Origin of the sequence: Ramlibacter paludis (assembly GCF_022012305.1) — a bacterium.
GTDB classification, from domain to species: Bacteria; Pseudomonadota; Gammaproteobacteria; order Burkholderiales; family Burkholderiaceae_C; genus Ramlibacter; species Ramlibacter paludis.
This window is the reverse complement of record NZ_JAKLTM010000004.1, coordinates 266,476-283,503: the sequence shown is the minus strand read 5'-3', so window position 1 is coordinate 283,503 and position 17,028 is coordinate 266,476. Positions and strand designations below refer to the sequence as shown.

The following is a 17,028-nucleotide window of genomic DNA, read 5'->3' as shown; positions in this document are numbered from 1 at the left end:
CGCCCGTCCTACGGGCCGCGTCGCCGGCTGCATCGACAGTCTGGCTATCTCATCCAGGGAGTCGAACATGCGCGCGTCCATTTCTTTCCTTCCGGCCATGCTGGCCGCCGCCGTCCTGGCCGCCGCGCCGGTTTACGCCAAGGACCATGGCGAAGGCCACGGCAAGGGCCATGGCAAGGGCCACGACAAGGCCGAGAAACACGAGAAGCACGAGGAACGGCACATTGCGCCGGGCGCCTACTTCGACGACCACCATCGCGAAGTCGTGCGCACCTATTACGCCGAGCCGCGGCACTGCCCGCCGGGCCTGGCCAAGAAGCACAACGGCTGCATGCCTCCCGGCCAGGCGAAGAAGTGGCACGTGGGCCAGCGCCTGCCGACGACGGTGGTCTACACCCCCGTGCCGCAGCCGGTGCTGGTGCAGCTGCCGCCCGTGCCCACGGGCTACCGCTACGTGAACGTGGCCGGCGACGTGCTGCTGGTGGCCCTCGGCTCCATGATGGTGGTCGACGGCATCAACGGCCTGATGCGCTGAGCGTCACTCCATCCAGTTTCCGGCGCTGAACTTCACCGGCGCGGCGTCGGGATCGAAACTCACGCCGGCCGGGTCCTTGCCGTTGCGCACGGCCTCCAGCTGCTGCTGCAGCAGCCGGCGCAGCATCACGATGCCCTTGTCCGTCGATGCTAGGTGCTCTTCGGAGTGCTTCGCCACCGCGCCCTGGCTGACCATGGCTTCGTAGTCGCCGGGGTACTGCTGGTGCTCGGCCTCGGTGAGTTCCTCCCACAGCTTCTTGCCGTCGGGCCGCGAGCGCATCTTGTGCAGTTCGCCTTTTTCCAGCACGCGTCCCACCACGTAGATGCGAAAGCTGTGGTCGTCGATCGGCAGCACCCAGCCCAATGACTCCACGCGGCCCATGCGGCCCACGCGCGGGCTCGGGATCACGCGCAAGGTGGGCAGCCCCGCCTCGCTGATGCGGCGGAAGTTGCGCCCGTCCGGCAACTTGCGCTGCGACAGCGTGCGCACCGAGATCTCCGTCGTGTCCCACTGCACCTGCGGCATCACCGCCATCTCGGGCACGAACTGCGTGCCGCTGAAAGACGAGTGCAGCACCACCACGTGGAAGGGATCGACCAGGTTCTCGTAGTGCTGCAGCCAGTTGCAGGGGATGACCTGCGGCCCGCCGCCGCCGATGCTGGCGTCGTCGGCTTCCAGGAATTCACCCTCGTCCAGCACTTCGAGGCATTCGTAGCGGGGCAGCACCGGCTTCTTGTCCGGCGGGCCGAGGTAGGCCCACACCAGGCCGTACAACTCCTGCACCGGATACCAGGGCTGGCGCGCCGCCGCGCGGGCACGGCCGCCTTCGGGTTCGCAGGGCTGCTCCATGCAGTGGCCCTGCACGTCGAACAGCCAGCCGTGGTAGCAGCAGCGGATGCCGCGTTCCTCCACCTTGCCGTAGTAGAGCGAAGCGCCGCGGTGGCTGCAATGCGGATAGACCAGCCCGGGCCGGCCCTGGCCGTCGCGGAACAGGATCAGGTCTTCGCCGAGCACGCGCACCTTGCGCGGCGTGGCGTTGGCGTCGCCCGCCAGGCCGATCGGGTGCCAGTAGCGGCGCAGCAGCTCGCCCATGGGCGTGCCGGCGCCGACCTGCGTGAGCTCGCTGCGCGAGGTGGGCGCGGGCCGGCCGTAGGCGGTGCCCGTGTCCGGAACGATGGGGATGACGCGTGCGTTCATGGGCTCACTGGTCCAGCGTTACGCCGGCCGCCTTGATCAGTTCGGCGACGCGCGGATAGTCGGCGCGGTAGCGCTCCATGAACTGCGCCGGCGTGTTGCCCAGCGGCTCGAAGCCGAAGCCGATCAGGCGCGCCTGCACGTCCGGCATGGCCGTCGCTTCGCGCAGAGCGCTCACCCAGCCCTGCACGATGGGTTCGGGCGTCTTCGCCGGCGCATACACGCCGATCCAGCTTTCGACGTCGAAGCCCTGGAAGCCCTGTTCCTTGAAGGTCGGCACGTTGGGCAGGGTCGACACGCGTTGCGTCGCGGCGATCCCCAGCACCTTCATCTTGCCGCCCTGGCTCTGGTTGCGCGCGGTCGAAGGATTGGCCCAGGCGAAGTCCAGCTGCTCGCCGAACAGGTCGTTGTGCGCCGCCGCTTCCGACTTGTAGGCGACGTGCACGAGCTCGGCGCCGGTCTGGCGCTTGAGCAGTTCGCCGAACAGGTGCGCCGTGGAGCCGTTGCCCCAGGTGCCGTAGGTCATGCGGCCCTTCTTCTTCGCGAACTCGACGAACTCCTGCAGGTTGTTGTAGGGCGCGTTGGCGCGCGCCACGATCATCGGCCCGCCGGCGGCCACCATCGACAGCGGCTGGAAGTCCTTCACCGGGTCGTAGGGCAGCTTGGGCTGCAGGATCGCGTTGTTGATGTGCGTGAGCGGCAGCGTCAGCAGCACGGTGTGGCCATCGGGCGCGGCCTTGGCGACGAAGTCGGCGGCGATGATGCCGCTCGCGCCCGGCTTCGCGTCCACCACCACGGGCTGGCCCCAGCGCGCCGACAGCTTGTCGGCGTAGACGCGGGCAATGGTGTCGATGGGGCCGCCGGCGGTGCCGAAAGGCACAATGCGCACGGGCCGGCTGGGGAAGCCGGACTGGGCCCAGGCGGGCAGGCCCGCCGCCGACAGGGTGGCGCCGGCCGTGGCCAGCCAGGCTCTACGCGTGATCGTCATGTTGTCTCCTGATGCTTTTCTGGTTCGTCCATCCTGCCCGTGCCGGCCGCCGGCCGTCCAGTCCAATGTTTGGATATGACATATGAACCGGCGTGATATCCGTGGCCTCGACGTCGGCATGCTGCGCACCTTCGACGCGCTGATGCGCGAGCAGAACGTGTCGCGCGCCGCCGCCCGCCTGTTCCTGAGCCAGCCCGCCGTGAGCGCGTCGCTGAATCGCCTGCGCGAAGTCTTCGACGACCCGCTCTTCACGCGCACCAGCCACGGCGTGCTGCCGACCGAACGCGCGCGGGCGCTGGCGCCGCAGGTGGAAAAGCTGCTGGCGGACCTGGCCGGCCTGCTGGAGGCGGACGCCGGCTTCGATCCGGCGACCAGCAGCCGCATCTTCCGCATCGCCGGCTCGGACCACGCCAGCCGCATGCTGCTGCCGGAACTCTCGCGCACGCTGATCGCGCTGGGCTCGTCCATCCGCCTGGTCTGGGTGCCGCCCGGCACCTGGTCGCTGGCGGAGCACCTGCGCCAGGGCGAGCTGGACCTGGCCGTGGTCGCGCGCATCCGGCGGCCGCAGGACATGGAAACCGAGGTGCTTTACGAAGACCGCTACGTGTACGTGATGCGCAAGGACCATCCGCGCGCCGGCGAACCGGTGACGCTGGACAGCTTCTGCGCGATCCCGCAGGTGTTCCTGGGCTACGGCGCCTCGATGCTGGACGACCTGATCGACGAGACCCTGGCCAGGAGCGGGCGCCAGCGGCTGGCCCAGATTGCCGTCACCAGCTTCGGCCAGATCGTCCACCAGCTGCAACACAGCGACCACGCGGCGGTGCTCGGAGGCCGGGTGGCCCGGGCGTTCGCCGATCGCCTGCACATCCAGGAAGTGCCTTTCGCGCTGCCTGCTTACCAGTCGCTGCTGTGCTGGGATGCCAGGGCCGGGGCCGATCGCGGCATTCAATGGCTGCGCACGGAGTTGGCGCGTGTTGCGGCGCTTTCCACCTGATCCGGCTACAATCGCGGGATATGGCGAAGGAAGAACTGATCGAGATGAACGGCCGGGTGGCCGAGATTTTGCCGGATTCGCGCTATCGCGTGATCCTCGACAACGGCCACGAACTGGTGGCCTACACGGGCGGCAAGATGCGCAAGAACCACATCCGCATCATCGCGGGTGACCTGGTGAGCCTGGAGCTGTCCCCGTACGACCTGACCAAGGGCCGGATCATGTTCCGCCACCTGCCGAACCGCAACCCCGGTTCGCCCCCGCCGCCGCAATACCGCCGGCGTTGAGTCCAAGCGGCCTGCGGGCCGCTTTTGTTTGCCCTCAGCGCACCCGCACCGACTCCAGGTGCTCCCGCAGGCGCGCGATCTCCTGCTCCAGCGCCTGCGCCTCGCCGGCCGCGGCCTGGTGCGAAATGCGCCGGCTTTGCCAGGCGGCCCACTGGAATCCGAACAAGGCCAGGCCGCCCGCCGCCCGGTGGGCCACCGAGCGCAGCTGGGTGCGGTCACCGGCGGCGAGCGCCTGCGCCATGGTTGCCGCCATGGCGCGGCGCGACTCCAGGAAGGCCGGCACTTCCTTCAGCAGTTCCGCATCGACTGGCACTGGCGCATCTGGCGCGGCCGGTGGCTTGTCTTCGGCACGCGCCGGTGCTTCCAGCTGCAGCGGCACCTGGGCCGGTGCCGCCCCCGTGTCCAGCTCGTGCAAGGTCGCCAGCAGCGTCTCCCGCGTGAAAGGCTTGGTCAGGTAGCGGTTGCTGCCGGCGGCGAGGCCGCGGCGGATCGATGCCTGGTCGTCGTTGGACGACATCATCAGCACCACGCAGGGCGGGCGGCCGTCCTGGCGCTCGCGCTCGCGCATCCACGCCACGGCCTCCAGCCCGTTCATCACCGGCATCTCCATGTCGATCAGCACGATGTCCGGCCAATGGCGCACGAAGGCCTCGGTGGCGGCGCGCCCGTTGGCCGCGGTGTCCACGGTGAACGGCGGCGAGGGCAGGTAGCGCAGGAGCAGCAGGCGGTTGTATTCGTCGTCGTCGACCAGCAGCACGCGGCGCGGCGCGAAATCGGCCAGCGCCACCGCGGCCGGCTGCGGCGCGCGGCCCAGCGTACTGGCAAGGTGCGCGCCGGCCACGGGCAGCTGCTCGGCGCCCAGCGCGCGCAGGCTGAGGGTGAGAACGGTGCCGTCGTCGCCGGTGGTCATCTCCAGCTCGCCCTCCTGCACCCGCGCCATCAGGCGGGCCGAGTAGGTGCCGAGGCCGGTGCCGCCGCTCTTGCCCGCGGTCACGTACTTGTCGAAGAAGCGCCCCGCCACCGCCTCGGGCACGCGGCCGGGATTGCGCAGCCGCAGCTGCACCGGGTCGCCGGGGACGATGCCCACGCGCACCATGCCGCCGGCGGGCGTGGCCTCGATCGCGTTCTTCAGCAGGTTGGCCAGGATCGAGTAGCAAAGCAGCTCCTCGGCGCGGGCGTAGACGGGGCGGCTGAAGGCCTGGTCGAGCCGCACGCGCACGCCGGACGACTCCGCCAGGCTGTGCAAGTCGAGCATCACCCGGCTCACCACGTCCACGAGGTTCACCGCCTGCGGCCGGAAGTCGTAGGTGCCCAGCTCCATGCGCGAGAGGTCCAGCGACAGGTTCACCATCTCCAGCATGCGGTAGCCCGCGCGCTCGGTGATCGCCAGCAGCTCGCGGTGCTCCGCCTGCAGGCTGGCGTCTTCCGCCAGCAGCCGCGCGACGCCGATGATGCTGTTCAAGGGCGTCTTCAGGTCGTGGCGCGACATGCGCTCCACGTCCTCGCGCAGGCGCGCGTTCTCGGCGAGCGCCGCGTTCTGCCGCTGCAGGCGCTCGGCCAGCGCGCGGTGCTCCGTGATGTCGAGGACGGAGCAGATGTAGCGCAGCGTGCGGCCGTCGTCGCCGCGGATGCTGATGGCCTCCGCATGCACCCACACCGAGCTGCCGTCCCGGCGCAGCATCCGGTATTCGAGGGGCTCGTGACGCAGCTCGCCGCCCTTCACCGAGCGGTCGCGCAGCTGGTTGCGAAACAGGTCCAGCACGCGGCCGCGGTCGTCCGGATGGAGGTGGCCGAAGAAATCCGGGAAGCCCTCGCCGTCGGTGTCCGTGCCGGCCGGGTAGCCCAGGATCTCCAGCAAGCGCGGAGAATAGCGCCGCAGGTTGCGGGTGTCGTCCCAGTCCAGGATGCCTGCCTGCGTGGTGCGCACCAGCAGGTCGACCTTCTCGCGCTGCTCGGTGCTGCGCAGTTCCTCCGCGGTCAGCGCGCGGGCCAGGCGCCGCAGCAGCACCATGGGCGCGGACAACACGAAGCAGAGCTGGCCGAAGGCCGTGAAGGTCTTGAGCGCGATGCCGGTGTAGAACTGCAGCAGGTTGAACACCAGCACCAGCAGCAGGAAGCCCATGCCGGCCAGCAGCACGCCGGCATCCGTGCGGCCATGGCGGGCCACGCGCAGCAGCGAGACCGTGATGTACAGGCCCATCGCCGCGCCGACCACCTGGCCGAACAGCACCAGTTCGCTGAAGGTGCGCGAGGAGGTCACCGCCACCACCATCGCGCCGAGGCCGCACAGCGCCACGCACAGACGCACGGCTGCGGGATGCAAGGTGCGCGGGAACAGCCGGTCGACCATCACCGGGAACAAGGCCATCGACGCGAACCAGGCCAGGTACTCGGAACGCAGGTAGGCCTCCCACGGCGTCTCGGGGCCCAGCAGCTGCAGCAGCAGGCGTTCGCCCGTCATGTCGGCGTAGACCATCTGCGCCAGGCAGAACAGGCCTGCGAACAGCGGCGCCGCATCCTTGCGCCGGCCCAGCCAGAAGATCACCGGCGACACGCCCAGCATCAGGTAGGCGCCCAGCAGGATGGTGTCCAGCGCCAGGTTCTGGTTGAAGCGCGCCGACAGCGCCTCCAGCGGGCCCAGCACCGGCGCGCGCACCATGCCGCCGGCGCGGTGCTCGTAGTTGGAGACGTGCGCGACGATGCGCAGCGGGCAGGGGAAGCTGTCGGTGAGCACCGCGCGCCTGCCGATGGCCGGGTGCGCCACTGCGGCCGTGTTCCCGGGCTCGCCCTGGCTGGCCGCCAGCCGGCCGTTGACGTACAGGCTCATCGCCGTGCGCTGCGCCGGCACCACCAGCGCCATCTGCTGGCCGGCCGGGCAATTGATCTGTGTGGTGTAGGTTCCGTAGCCGTCGGTGCCGGGCGGCTTGCCGCCGGCCGTGACCGCGTTCCAGTTGGACGGCACGGGCGCGGTGGCGCCGGCACTTGCCGGCTGGTCGGGGTCGAGGAAGCGCCGCCAGGTGAAGCCCCAGTCCCCGCGCAATTCGATCACCTCGCTGGCGGCCGAGCGGGCGTCGAGGTCCAGGGCCCCATCTCGAACCGGCCCCGTGCGCGCGCCGGCGGGGCCGGCGAGCAGCCACAGCGCCAGCCAGGCGGAGAGCAGAAAGGCGAAGCGGCGCGAAGACACGGCCGCGGGAATGCTTGGAAGGCCCGTGCGGCCTAGAGCTGCACCGGGCGCGTCGGCGCGAAGCCGTCGCCGTGCTGCTTCATGTCTTCGTCGCGCAGCGCGAGCAGTCGCTCGAGGTCGGCGCGCACCTCGTCCTGCGTCTGCGGGATCATCACCGGGCCTTCGATGATGTCGCCGGCGCGGGTGGTGGGCCGGTCGTCGCCCGCCTGGGCTTGCGTCGGGGCGGTCCAGGAGCCTGGATGCGGCAGGGGCGGGCAGGCCGACAGGTCCTCCATCGCGAACTGCCAGGAGAACCCCATCAGCCAGTTCGGCGCGGTCGGGTCCAGCGCCAGCAACCGCTTGTAGAACTCCTGCTCGAGCGCCACGCCGTGCTGCATCAGGCGCGGGTCCCAGTGCCGCAGCAGCAGGCGCACGTGGATGCCCTGCTCGCGCCGGGCGCTGTTGGTGCGCAGGAGGTCGGCCGACAGCCAGTTTTCGGGAATGCCGTTGCGGTTGAGCGTCTCGCGCATCACCAGCTTGAGCACTTCCTTGCGCACGGCGTGCACGCTGGTGGCGGGGTCGCGCGAGTTGGCCGCCTGCGACGGCGCGAACTGCGTGCTGTTGACCGGCGATTTGCTGTTGCTGCCGCTGCGGCTGGAGCCGGCGGGCTTGGACGGCTCGCCCTTGCCCATGATTCGCCCGAAAATTCCCATGTCCGACTCCGATGGCGTGCGCCTCCCGCGGGGAGTCGCACTTGTTGTTGTAGCAATGATGAGCAACTGCCGAGCTGGCGTCAATCCGACAGAGGGGGGACGCCGTGCAAAAAGGCCTCAGGCACGATCCTGGGCTACATTCGTCGACGCTTCAATTTCTGTGGAACGACGATGCATTTGGATTTCCAAGGCCGGGTGGCGATTGTGACCGGTGCCGGCGGCGGGCTGGGCCGCCAGCACGCGCTGGCGCTGGCCCGGCGCGGTGCGCGGGTCCTGGTCAACGACCTGGGCGGGACGGTGGATGGCTCAGGCGGTTCGGTGAAGGCGGCGCAGGCGGTGGTGGACGAGATCCGGGCGGCCGGCGGCGAGGCGCTCGCCAATGGCGCGTCGGTGACCGACTTCGCGGCGGTGCAGGCCATGGTGAAGCAGGCGATCGACGCCTGGGGCCGGGTCGACGTGCTCGTGAGCAACGCCGGCATCCTGCGGGACAAGAGCTTCGCCAAGATGGACCTGGCGGACTTCCGCCTGGTGCTCGACGTGCACCTGATGGGTGCGGTGCATTGCTGCAAGGCGCTGTGGCCGCTGATGCAGCAGCAGAAGTACGGGCGGATCGTGCTGACGACGTCCTCGTCGGGCCTGTACGGCAACTTCGGCCAGGCGAACTACGGGGCGGCCAAGCTGGCGCTGGTGGGGCTGATGCAGACCTTGGCCATCGAGGGCGAGAAGCACGGCATCCGCGTGAACTGCCTGGCGCCGACGGCCGTCACGCGCATGACCGAGGAGCTGTTTCCGCCCGACATGCTGGATGCCTTCGGGCCCGAGGCGGTGGTGCCGGCGATGCTGGTGCTGGCCGGCGAAGGCGCGCCGACGCGCACGACCTTGTGCGCGGGCGCCGGCGGCTTCGAAGCCGCGAACATCACGCTGACGCAGGGCGCCTACATCGGCCTGGGAGCGGATGCCCCCGAGCGGCTGCTGGAGCGCCTGGACGCCGTGCGCGACCGCGCCGGGGAGCAGGTCCCCGGCAGCGGCGCCGCCCAGGGCGCCAACGAGATGCGGCTGGCGCGGGGCGGTTCCTGACGGTCAGTGCGCCAGCAGGTTGGCTATCAGGCCGGTAGCGATGGCCGCCAGCACGAAGTCGCCGCCCGTGTCCACCCACTGGTAGCCGTAGGGCGGGGCGTACAGCCCCGGATAGGCCTGCCAGTTGTTCACGTAGTAGTTGCTGGCCAGGTACTGGCGCGGCAGGTAACCGCCGCGGTAGTAGCGCTGCGTATGGCCGTAGTACTGCGGCTGGGAGTAGCCGTAGCTGGGCTGGTTGTAGACGTAGCGCGGCTGGTTGTACTCGTAGCGCGGCTGGTTGTAGACAGCGCGCGGCTGGTTGTACACCTGGGCCGGCTGGCGGTACGCCGTGCCGCCGTTCCAGTTGCGGTCGCCGTCACGCCGCGTGTGGCGCTCCTGGCGATCCTGGCGGTCCTGGCGGTCATGGCGCTGTTCCGTGCGCTGGTCGCCGTCACGGCGGCCGCGCCAGTCCTGGGCCGAGGCCAGGGTGCCGAATCCGAGGGTGCCTGCGAGCACGGCGCAAACGAGGGCTGATTTCTTCATGGGGTACTGCTCCTATTCCGATGCATGCATGGTGCGCCCCGGAAATGTCCAGCCTGCGTCGCGCAGCGTTCGCTTGTGCAAAGCTGCGTCACCAGATGCACGCGGCTCAGCCAGCTACCGGCGCGGGACCGGCTGCCGCGCGCCGCAAATCGCCAACGAAAGCATCAAAAGCGGCCGGCAATTGCTCCGAAGGCATTCGTAGCAGGGCGGAAGGGTGCAGCGTCACCAGAACCTGCAGGCCGTCGCCGCGGGCGTGCCAGGTCCCGCGTTCCTTCAGCACCGGCACGGCACGCCCGAGCAGCGCGCGCGCCGCGGTCGCTCCCAGTGCGACCAGCGCCCGCGGCTGGACCTGCGCGATCTCGTGCTCCAGCCAGTGGCGGCAGGCATCGGCCTCCTGCTGCTGCGGCGTCTTGTGGATGCGCCGCTTGCCGCGCAGTTCGAAGCTGAAGTGCCGCACGGCGTTGGTGACGAAGATTTCCTGCCGCGCGATGCCGGCCTGCGTGAATGCACGATCGAGCAACTGGCCGGCCGGGCCGACGAAGGGGCGCCCGCGCAGGTCCTCCTGGTCGCCGGGCTGCTCGCCGACGAACATCAGCCCGGGCTGCAGCGGACCTTCGCCGGGCACCGCTTGCGTGGCGGTCGCGCCGAGCGGGCAGGCGCGGCAGGCTTGCATCGCCTCGTTCAGCGCGGGCAGGCCAGGCCCGGCCGGCGCTTGCGGAACGGCCGCGAACAGGGGAATCCGCTTCAAGGGAATGGTGGCCGGCGCTTCCAGCATGCGGCCGCTGCGCTCCTGCGCCTGCGCCGCCAGCGGCGCGATCAGCTGCGCCTCCGGCAGGTTGCGCCAGTACTTGCGCGGCATCTCCTGCTGCATCATCCGCAGCTTCAGGCGCGCCGGATTGAAGATGCTCTGGTAGTACGTGAGCCAGAGCTGCTCGCCGGCATCGGGCGGCGGCGCCGCATCGCGGCCGGCGCCGGGAAGGAAGTGCAGCTCGCGCCGGTCCCACGCGACGCAGCGCCGGGGCGTGAGGATCGCCCAGCGCATGTTGGCGAAGCGGCGCTTGAACCACGGAGCATTCGCTTCGACGATGTGGTGCTCGGGCTCGAACCACGCCACGTGCAGCGGCTCGCCCGACGGGTCGTCGTCGGCCACCGTGCGGAAGCGGACGAAGGCGTGCATCTTGTGGATGTCGCGCCGCACCGATTGCGCGAGCTGCCGCGCCTGCAGCATGTCGGCGTCGAGCGGATCGTGGCGCAAACCGGGCTCGCGCGCCAGCCGCCAGAGCAGGCGATAGAGCAGGGCGAAGCGCTGCGGGTCGATGTGCAGCACCACGGTGTTGCACAACTCGAGGAAAGCGGCCGGCACCGACACGGTGACGGCAGCGGCGCGCGGCTCGCCGGCGGGTGCGGGCACGTCCTCGGCAAAGAGGTCGTCCTGCCCGGATTCCGCCGCCCAGACCACCTCCGACGGCGGCACGCCGCGGGCCAGCAAGGCGCGCGCTTCCTGCCGGAAGCCGGCCAGGTCGGTTTCGCTGGCGAGGCGGACCAGCATGGCTTCAGAACAGCGCGCCCTGCAACGCGGGCGCGGGGCGCGCCGCTGCGGCGGTCACGGCGGCCTGCGGGGCGGGCCGGTGGTCCGGCAACAGCACGAAGGGCAGCACCTTGGCCACCGGCACGTGCAGGCGCTTGAGGTCCTCGGAGCGCACGCGCCGCACGCGGCGGGCCAGCAGCAGGCGATCGACCGCCTTCACGCCGAGCCCGGGCACGCGCAGCAGCAGTTCGCGCGGCGCGCGATTGACGTCCACCGGAAACTTCTCGGGATGCGCCAGCGCCCAGGCCAGCTTCGGATCGACCTCCAGCCGCAGCATGCCACCCGAGCGCTCCGACGCGATCTCGCCCGCCTCGAAGCCGTAGAAGCGCATCAGCCAGTCGGCCTGGTAGAGGCGGTGTTCGCGCACCAGCGGCGGCGCCTGCAGAGGCAGCGCGGATGCGGCGTCGGGAATGGGGCTGAAGGCGGAGTAGTAGACGCGCTTGAGGCGATAGGCGCCATAGAGCTGCGCGCTGGTGGAGAGGATGGTCGCGTCGTCGGCGCCGTCCGCGCCCACGATCATCTGCGTGCTCTGGCCGGCGGCGGCGAAAGCCTGCGCCTTCGCGCGCGCCGGCTTCGCGCCGGGCACGGACGCGATGGGAATGCGCGCTGCATCGCGCGCTTCGCCCTTCGCGTCGTCGATGTGCACGCGGAGACGCGCCATCGAGCGCCGGATCGCCGCGCCGTCCTTCTCCGGCGCCAGCGCGCCCAGGCCTTGCTCGGTGGGCAGCTCGATGTTGATCGACAGCCGGTCGGCGTAGCGGCCGGCGCGCTGCAGCAGTTCCGGCGCGGCGTCGGGAATGGTCTTCAGGTGGATGTAGCCGCGGAAGTCATGCTCTTCGCGCAGGCGCCGCGCCACCTCCACCACCTGTTCCATCGTGTAGTCGGGGCTGCGGATGATGCCGCTGGAAAGGAACAGGCCCTCGATGCAGTTGCGGCGGTAGAAGTCGAGCGTGAGCTGCACCACTTCGTCGATGGTGAAACGGGCGCGCGGCACGTTGCTGCTGGCTCGGTTGACGCAGTACAGGCAGTCGTACTGGCAGAAGTTGGTCAGCAGGATCTTCAGCAGCGAGATGCAGCGGCCGTCGGGTGCATAGCTGTGGCAGATGCCCATGCCCTCGTTGGAGCCCAGGCCTCGGCCGTCGAGGGAATTGCGCTTGACGCCGCCACTCGACGCACAGGAGGCGTCGTACTTGGCGGCGTCGGCGAGGATCGCGAGCTTGTCTTTGAGAATCACTGTACAAGCATACAGCTTCCCGGCCTGCCGAGGCAGGCGGCCCCGCGTTGCGAGGGGCCTGGACGTGAATTACTCGGCGGCGTTGCCGGCGGGCTGGCCGGCGAACTGCGTCGTCGCCACCGGCTTGCGGGCCGCCAGGTAAGCGGAGCCGCTGTCTTCCGAGGTGAAGGCGGCGACGGCGTCGCGGCTGGCGATGTACTCGCCCTGGACTTGCGCCCGGGTCTTGGCGCCACGGAAGCTGTTCAGCGGGTTGTACTGGATGGACCAGGGGTTCACGCCGCCTTGCTTGAACTGCGCGAGTTCGGCTTGCACTTCGGCGCGGGTCTTGGCGCCGTTGAACTGCACGGCGTACTGGGAACCGTCGGCTTCATCGGCCATGGCGCCGAAAGCGGCGGTGGCGAGGACGGCGGTGGCGAGGGCGATACGAGAGGTCTTCATGATGCTTTCCTTGAGGAGTCCGGGCTCGGCGACATGTCGGGTCCGCTCGCCGGGCGCTTTCTGGTTGACTGCGTCGGTGGCGATGGATGAACTGTATTCCTTGCAGTCCGATCAAAAAACAGTGTCAGACTCAAGCTTGTATTGCTGATTACGCAATAATCAGGCGTAAGGAAGAGGTGTATGGACAGGCTTCAATCGATGCGGGTGTTCCAGCAGGTGGTGGACGAGGGCGGCTTCGCGGCGGCGGCCCGCAAGCTCGACCTGGCGCCTGCCGTGGTCACGCGGCTGGTGGGCGACCTCGAAAAGCACCTGGGCGTGCGGCTGCTGCAGCGCACGACGCGGCGGCTGGCGCTGACGCCCGCGGGCGAGGTGTACCTGGGGCGGCTGCGCGCGATCCTGGGCGAGATCGACGAGGCCGACGCCATGGTGCACGCGCATTCGCGCGAGATGACGGGCACGGTCCGCGTGCTGGCATCACCGGTGCTGGCCACGCACCTGGTGGGCCCGGCCGTGGCGGAATTCCAGCGGCGCTATCCGGAGATCGTGCTGGACGTGCACGTGGAGGACCTGGCGGACCCGAACGTGGAGGACTACGACGTGGCCGTCGTCAACGACCTGCTCCCGATGCATTCGACGGCCGTCGTGCGGACCATCCACCATGCCGAGACGATCTTCTGCGCGGCGCCGGGCTACCTGCTCGCGCACGGCGAACCGCTGCAGCCCGAGGACCTGATGCGGCACCGCTGCCTGCGCCTGCGCATGCCCGGCATGCGGCTGCGCCCCATGGCGATGATCGACCCCACCGATGGCGACCGCCGGATCGAAGTCGACGTTCCGTCGGTGCTGATGGCCAACCACACCGACACGCTGCTGCGCGCCACGGTCGACGGCGCCGGCATCAGCAGCCAGGCCGTCGACCTGGTGGCGCCGATGCTGCGCAGCGGCCAGTTGCGGCGCGTGCTGGCGCCCTGGATCACCAACCGCATCAGCCTGATGGCCGCGCTGCCGAGCCGCAAGTTCCTGCCGGCGCGCACGCGCGCCTTCGTCGATTACCTGGCGGAGCACGCGCGCCGCAACGTGGCGGGACTGGGCGTGGAAGAAGAGGGGAAGGAAGGCGGGCTCAGACCTGCGCCGGCAGCACCCGCAGGCCCACCCACGCCGCGCCGATGACGGCGTTGACCGGCACGCTCAATGCGCTGGGCACGTAGAAGAGGACGGAGAAGCCCGGGGCATGCAACAGCCATTCGACGATGCCGCCGAGGCCGTAGAGCACGATGCCGCACCACAGCCAGCGCCGCATGTAGGTGGGCAGCCAGCGGGCCTGCTGGCGGTTGTGGCGCCAGGCCGCCGAACGCTCGAACACGTTTCCCCGGTTGACGTCCTTGAACAGCCAGCCGAAGAAGAAGTAGCGGTACAGCAGGGTGCCGAAGGTCATGTGCGTGCTCGCGAATGCCTGCAATGCTGCTTCCTTGTACCTTCAACGCCCGTGCGTGTCCATGCTCATTCCGTGTAGGAACCTATGAGCCGTGCAAGCTTTACTCAAAGTAGCCGGGCCTTCACACCTTTTCCCTTGATCCGGCCGCCGTCCAGCCGCTTGGCCGCTTCGCGGGCAATGCCGCGCTCGACCGCGACATAGGTCGAGAACTGGTTGACGTCGATCTTGCCGACCTGCTCGCGGCTGTAGCCGAGGTCGGCCGTGAGCGCGCCCAGCACGTCGCCCGGCCGGATCTTCTCCTTGCGACCGCCCTGGATGTGGATCGTGGCCATCGCCGGCAGCAGCCGCTCGGAACTCGCGGGTTTCAGTTCCGCCAGCGGATACCACTGCGACGGCGCGCCCTGCAGCTGTTCGATGCGGCCCACCGCGCCCATTTCGTCCAGGCTCGCGAGATTCAGCGCCAGCCCGCTTTCGCCCGCGCGGCCGGTGCGGCCGATGCGGTGCACGTGCACTTCGGCGTCGGGAGTCACGTCGACGTTGATCACAGCGGCCAGGCTCGCGATGTCCAGGCCACGCGCGGCAACGTCGGTCGCCACCAGCACCGATGCGCTGCGGTTGGCGAACTGCACCAGCACCTGGTCGCGCTCGCGCTGCTCCAGGTCGCCGTAGAGGGCGAGGGCGCTGTAGCCCTGCGCCTGCAGCAGCTCCACCAGTTGCTTGCATTGCGCCTTGGTGTTGCAGAAGGCCAGGCTGCTGGCGGGGCGGAAGTGGTCCAGCAGGCGCGAGACGGCCGGCAGGCGCTCGTCCTCGCGCACCTCGTACCAGCGCTGCTCGATCTGCGCGGCGCTGTGCTGCGATTCCACCTTCACGGTGGCGGGCTGGCGCAGGAAGCGCGCCGCCAGTTCCGCGATGCCCTCGGGATAGGTCGCGGAGAACAGCAGCGTCTGGCGGTCCTTCGGGCAGCGCTTGGTGACCTCCACCATGTCGTCGTGGAAGCCCATGTCGAGCATGCGGTCGGCTTCGTCGAGCACCAGCGTGTTCAGCGCATCGAGCTGGAGGGTTTCGCGGCCCAGGTGATCGAGCACGCGGCCCGGCGTGCCGACGACGACGTGCGCGCCGTGGGCCAGCGAGTTGACCTGGTTGCGCAGCGGCACGCCGCCGGCGAGCGTCACCACCTTGATGTTGTCCTCGGCGCGGGCCAGGCGCCGCATCTCGGTGGTCACCTGGTCGGCGAGTTCGCGGGTCGGGCACAGCACCAGCGCCTGCACGTCGAAGCGGCGCGTGTCCAGGCGCTGCAGCAAGGCGAGCGCGAAGGCGGCGGTCTTGCCGCTGCCGGTGCGCGCCTGCGCAATGAGGTCGCGCCCGGCCAGCGCCAGCGGCAGGGCCGCGGCCTGGATGGGCGTCATGGTGGCGTAGCCCAGGCGCTCGAGGTTGGCGAGCACGGGCGCGGCGAGGGGAAGGGAGGAGAAGGCGCGGTCAGCCGCGGCGGGATCGGTCATCCCGCATTTTCTCATTGGTGCCCGTCACACCGCCAAGCCGAGGCAAAGGAGGCCCACGCCCACCAGCGCCAGCCCGCCTTGTTCGGCGCGCGAGAGCTTCTCCTGCATCAGGCGGCGCGAGACGAGATAGCTGAACACCACTTCGACCATGCCGAGCGTGCGCACGTTGGCTGCCGTGGTCAGCGCGAACGCGGTGAACCAGCAGAGCGATGCCAGCGCCCCCGCGCCGCCGGCCACGATCGACACCTTCCACGCGGTCACCAGCGCGCGCAGCGCCTGCGGCGCCTTCAGCAGCAGCCAGCCGCCCAGCAGCGCGCTCTGGAAGGCCTGCGCGAACAGCACGCCCCAGGCGCCGATCAACCACGCCGACACGCCGGGCAACTGCAGCGCGGCCCCGCGATAGCCGACCGCTGAAATCGCGAAGCCCGCGCCCGAGGCCAGCCCGAACCAGGCCGCCCGGCCGGTCCAGGCGCGCGTCTCGCCGCCGCGTCCGGGCGGCAGCGAAAGCAGGATCACGCCCGCGGTCGCCAGGGCCATCGCCAGCAGGGTCACCCAGCCGGGCAGCTCGCGCAGGAACAGCGTGCCGAACAGCGCGACCTGCAATGCGTCGGTCTTGGAATAGGCGACGCCGATGACGAAGTTGCGCTCCTTCATCGCCACCAGCATGAAGGCGGTGGCGGCGATCTGTCCCAGCGCGCCCAGGGCCAACCAGAAGAAATAGCCCGCGTGGAAGTGCGGCACCGGGGCCGCCGTGGCGGGCAGCGCGTGCAGCACCGCGACCGCGAGTGCGGCGAAGGGAATGCCGTAGAGGAAGCGGACCAGCGTGGCGCCGAGGGTGCCGGCCTGGGCGACCAGCGAGCGTTGCGCCGCGTTGCGTGCCGTCTGGGCCAGCGCCCCGAACAGGACGATGGGCACCCAGAGCCAGCTCATGCCGGCTCAGGTACCGCTACAACCGCCGCTGCGCGCGCGCGCGAAACCCTGGCCCTGCGCCAGGGCGAACTGGCCGGTGCCTTGCGTGATGCGCAGCTCGTCGTTCATGGCCTTGAGCACCAGGACCACGTTGCGCTGCGGGTCGGTGATGAGCGTGTCGCCCTTGATCTGCCCGGTGATCTCGCGCACCTTGTTCTTGCGCGACAGGCGCGCCTCGAAGGCCTGGTACTGCTGGTTGATCTGCAGGGTGAACTCGTGCAGCAGGCCGATGCCGCACCAGGTGCCCTCGACCTGCGCCGGCGTGCCGCGGGTGGGGACCATCTTCGCGCCGGCGGCCGTGTCGGCCCGCGCCAGCACGGGGGCCAGCAGCAGGCAGGAAAGCGTCGAAAAGGCGATCAGTCTGGAGAAGGCTGCAAACATCCGCTGAA

17 protein-coding genes are annotated in these 17,028 nt (G+C 69.9%); 5 read left to right on the top strand and 12 right to left on the bottom strand.

Annotated features, from left to right (window positions below; translation table 11 throughout):
• The first annotated feature begins 67 nt into the window (after positions 1-67).
• Complete coding sequence (locus LZ009_RS15000; protein ID WP_275698755.1) at positions 68-535, top strand: hypothetical protein; 468 nt, start codon at positions 68-70, stop codon at positions 533-535.
• A 3-nt stretch (positions 536-538) separates the two neighbouring features.
• Here the strand turns inward: LZ009_RS15000 and LZ009_RS14995 are convergent, their stop codons facing one another.
• Both LZ009_RS14995 and LZ009_RS14990 read right to left on the bottom strand, forming a co-directional pair.
• Complete coding sequence (locus tag LZ009_RS14995) at positions 539-1,732, bottom strand: Rieske 2Fe-2S domain-containing protein (protein WP_275698754.1); 1,194 nt, start codon at positions 1,730-1,732, stop codon at positions 539-541.
• 4 nt (positions 1,733-1,736) lie between these two features.
• On the bottom strand, positions 1,737-2,717 hold the full coding sequence (locus LZ009_RS14990) for a Bug family tripartite tricarboxylate transporter substrate binding protein (protein ID WP_275698753.1): 981 nt from the start codon (positions 2,715-2,717) through the stop codon (positions 1,737-1,739).
• Positions 2,718-2,799: 82 nt separating this feature from the next.
• On the opposite strand from LZ009_RS14990, the gene LZ009_RS14985 reads away from it, so the two are divergent.
• Both LZ009_RS14985 and infA read left to right on the top strand, forming a co-directional pair.
• Entirely contained in the window at positions 2,800-3,714 is a 915-nt protein-coding gene (locus LZ009_RS14985) for a LysR family transcriptional regulator (RefSeq protein WP_275698752.1), read from the top strand.
• Positions 3,715-3,734: 20 nt separating this feature from the next.
• Positions 3,735-4,001 carry a translation initiation factor IF-1 gene (gene infA, locus LZ009_RS14980; RefSeq protein WP_275698751.1) on the top strand — a complete coding sequence of 89 codons (267 nt, stop codon included), beginning with the start codon at positions 3,735-3,737 and terminating at the stop codon, positions 3,999-4,001.
• 34 nt (positions 4,002-4,035) lie between these two features.
• Here the strand turns inward: infA and LZ009_RS14975 are convergent, their stop codons facing one another.
• Together LZ009_RS14975 and LZ009_RS14970 are read right to left on the bottom strand one after the other, a co-directional pair.
• A complete protein-coding gene (locus tag LZ009_RS14975) occupies positions 4,036-7,185 on the bottom strand; it encodes a response regulator (protein WP_275698750.1) in 3,150 nt (1,049 codons plus the stop codon).
• A gap of 32 nt (positions 7,186-7,217) precedes the next feature.
• The gene (locus tag LZ009_RS14970) at positions 7,218-7,877 is read right to left on the bottom strand and encodes a hypothetical protein (RefSeq protein ID WP_275698749.1); all 660 of its coding nucleotides are present in this window, start codon (positions 7,875-7,877) and stop codon (positions 7,218-7,220) included.
• A gap of 171 nt (positions 7,878-8,048) precedes the next feature.
• Between LZ009_RS14970 and LZ009_RS14965 the strand changes: the two genes are divergently transcribed.
• A complete protein-coding gene (locus LZ009_RS14965) occupies positions 8,049-8,954 on the top strand; it encodes an SDR family NAD(P)-dependent oxidoreductase (protein ID WP_275698748.1) in 906 nt (301 codons plus the stop codon).
• Between the two features lie 3 nt (positions 8,955-8,957).
• Here LZ009_RS14965 and LZ009_RS14960 read toward each other — a convergent pair whose 3' ends face one another.
• The 4 genes from LZ009_RS14960 to LZ009_RS14945 all read right to left on the bottom strand — a co-directional run bounded on the left by LZ009_RS14960 (position 8,958) and on the right by LZ009_RS14945 (position 12,736).
• Positions 8,958-9,476 carry an RcnB family protein gene (locus tag LZ009_RS14960; protein ID WP_275698747.1) on the bottom strand — a complete coding sequence of 173 codons (519 nt, stop codon included), beginning with the start codon at positions 9,474-9,476 and terminating at the stop codon, positions 8,958-8,960.
• Between the two features lie 106 nt (positions 9,477-9,582).
• Entirely contained in the window at positions 9,583-11,025 is a 1,443-nt protein-coding gene (locus LZ009_RS14955) for a UdgX family uracil-DNA binding protein (protein WP_275698746.1), read from the bottom strand.
• 4 nt (positions 11,026-11,029) lie between these two features.
• The gene (locus LZ009_RS14950; RefSeq protein WP_275698745.1) at positions 11,030-12,298 is read right to left on the bottom strand and encodes a putative DNA modification/repair radical SAM protein; all 1,269 of its coding nucleotides are present in this window, start codon (positions 12,296-12,298) and stop codon (positions 11,030-11,032) included.
• 69 nt (positions 12,299-12,367) lie between these two features.
• Positions 12,368-12,736, bottom strand: coding sequence for a DUF4148 domain-containing protein (locus LZ009_RS14945; RefSeq protein ID WP_275698744.1), 369 nt, complete (start codon positions 12,734-12,736; stop codon positions 12,368-12,370).
• Positions 12,737-12,916: 180 nt separating this feature from the next.
• Here LZ009_RS14945 and LZ009_RS14940 point away from each other — a divergent pair, with 180 nt between their 5' ends.
• The gene (locus LZ009_RS14940; RefSeq protein WP_275698743.1) at positions 12,917-13,906 is read left to right on the top strand and encodes a LysR family transcriptional regulator; all 990 of its coding nucleotides are present in this window, start codon (positions 12,917-12,919) and stop codon (positions 13,904-13,906) included.
• Here LZ009_RS14940 and LZ009_RS14935 read toward each other — a convergent pair.
• From LZ009_RS14935 to LZ009_RS14920, 4 genes are all read right to left on the bottom strand, one after another.
• Positions 13,857-14,171: a hypothetical protein gene (locus LZ009_RS14935; protein WP_275699145.1), complete on the bottom strand. Its 315-nt coding sequence runs from the start codon at positions 14,169-14,171 to the stop codon at positions 13,857-13,859. The two genes, LZ009_RS14940 and LZ009_RS14935, sit on opposite strands and share 50 nt — an antisense overlap.
• Before the next feature lie 104 nt (positions 14,172-14,275).
• Positions 14,276-15,670 carry an ATP-dependent RNA helicase DbpA gene (dbpA, locus tag LZ009_RS14930; RefSeq protein ID WP_275698742.1) on the bottom strand — a complete coding sequence of 465 codons (1,395 nt, stop codon included), beginning with the start codon at positions 15,668-15,670 and terminating at the stop codon, positions 14,276-14,278.
• Positions 15,671-15,694: 24 nt separating this feature from the next.
• On the bottom strand, positions 15,695-16,600 hold the full coding sequence (locus LZ009_RS14925; RefSeq protein ID WP_275698741.1) for a DMT family transporter: 906 nt from the start codon (positions 16,598-16,600) through the stop codon (positions 15,695-15,697).
• Positions 16,601-16,606: 6 nt separating this feature from the next.
• Positions 16,607-17,020, bottom strand: coding sequence for a hypothetical protein (locus tag LZ009_RS14920; protein ID WP_275698740.1), 414 nt, complete (start codon positions 17,018-17,020; stop codon positions 16,607-16,609).
• Positions 17,021-17,028 lie beyond the last annotated feature (8 nt).

Bases quoted from the DNA above. Each gene is read 5' to 3' on its own strand.
- LZ009_RS15000 (WP_275698755.1), top strand. From the start codon at position 68: ATGCGCGCGTCCATTTCTTTCCTTCCGGCCATGCTGGCCGCCGCCGTC.
- LZ009_RS14995 (WP_275698754.1), bottom strand. From the start codon at position 1,732: ATGAACGCACGCGTCATCCCCATCGTTCCGGACACGGGCACCGCCTAC.
- LZ009_RS14990 (WP_275698753.1), bottom strand. From the start codon at position 2,717: ATGACGATCACGCGTAGAGCCTGGCTGGCCACGGCCGGCGCCACCCTG.
- LZ009_RS14985 (WP_275698752.1), top strand. From the start codon at position 2,800: ATGAACCGGCGTGATATCCGTGGCCTCGACGTCGGCATGCTGCGCACC.
- infA (WP_275698751.1), top strand. From the start codon at position 3,735: ATGGCGAAGGAAGAACTGATCGAGATGAACGGCCGGGTGGCCGAGATT.
- LZ009_RS14970 (WP_275698749.1), bottom strand. From the start codon at position 7,877: ATGGGAATTTTCGGGCGAATCATGGGCAAGGGCGAGCCGTCCAAGCCC.
- LZ009_RS14965 (WP_275698748.1), top strand. From the start codon at position 8,049: ATGCATTTGGATTTCCAAGGCCGGGTGGCGATTGTGACCGGTGCCGGC.
- LZ009_RS14960 (WP_275698747.1), bottom strand. From the start codon at position 9,476: ATGAAGAAATCAGCCCTCGTTTGCGCCGTGCTCGCAGGCACCCTCGGA.
- LZ009_RS14955 (WP_275698746.1), bottom strand. From the start codon at position 11,025: ATGCTGGTCCGCCTCGCCAGCGAAACCGACCTGGCCGGCTTCCGGCAG.
- LZ009_RS14945 (WP_275698744.1), bottom strand. From the start codon at position 12,736: ATGAAGACCTCTCGTATCGCCCTCGCCACCGCCGTCCTCGCCACCGCC.
- LZ009_RS14940 (WP_275698743.1), top strand. From the start codon at position 12,917: ATGGACAGGCTTCAATCGATGCGGGTGTTCCAGCAGGTGGTGGACGAG.
- LZ009_RS14935 (WP_275699145.1), bottom strand. From the start codon at position 14,171: ATGACCTTCGGCACCCTGCTGTACCGCTACTTCTTCTTCGGCTGGCTG.
- dbpA (WP_275698742.1), bottom strand. From the start codon at position 15,670: ATGACCGATCCCGCCGCGGCTGACCGCGCCTTCTCCTCCCTTCCCCTC.
- LZ009_RS14925 (WP_275698741.1), bottom strand. From the start codon at position 16,600: ATGAGCTGGCTCTGGGTGCCCATCGTCCTGTTCGGGGCGCTGGCCCAG.
- LZ009_RS14920 (WP_275698740.1), bottom strand. From the start codon at position 17,020: ATGTTTGCAGCCTTCTCCAGACTGATCGCCTTTTCGACGCTTTCCTGC.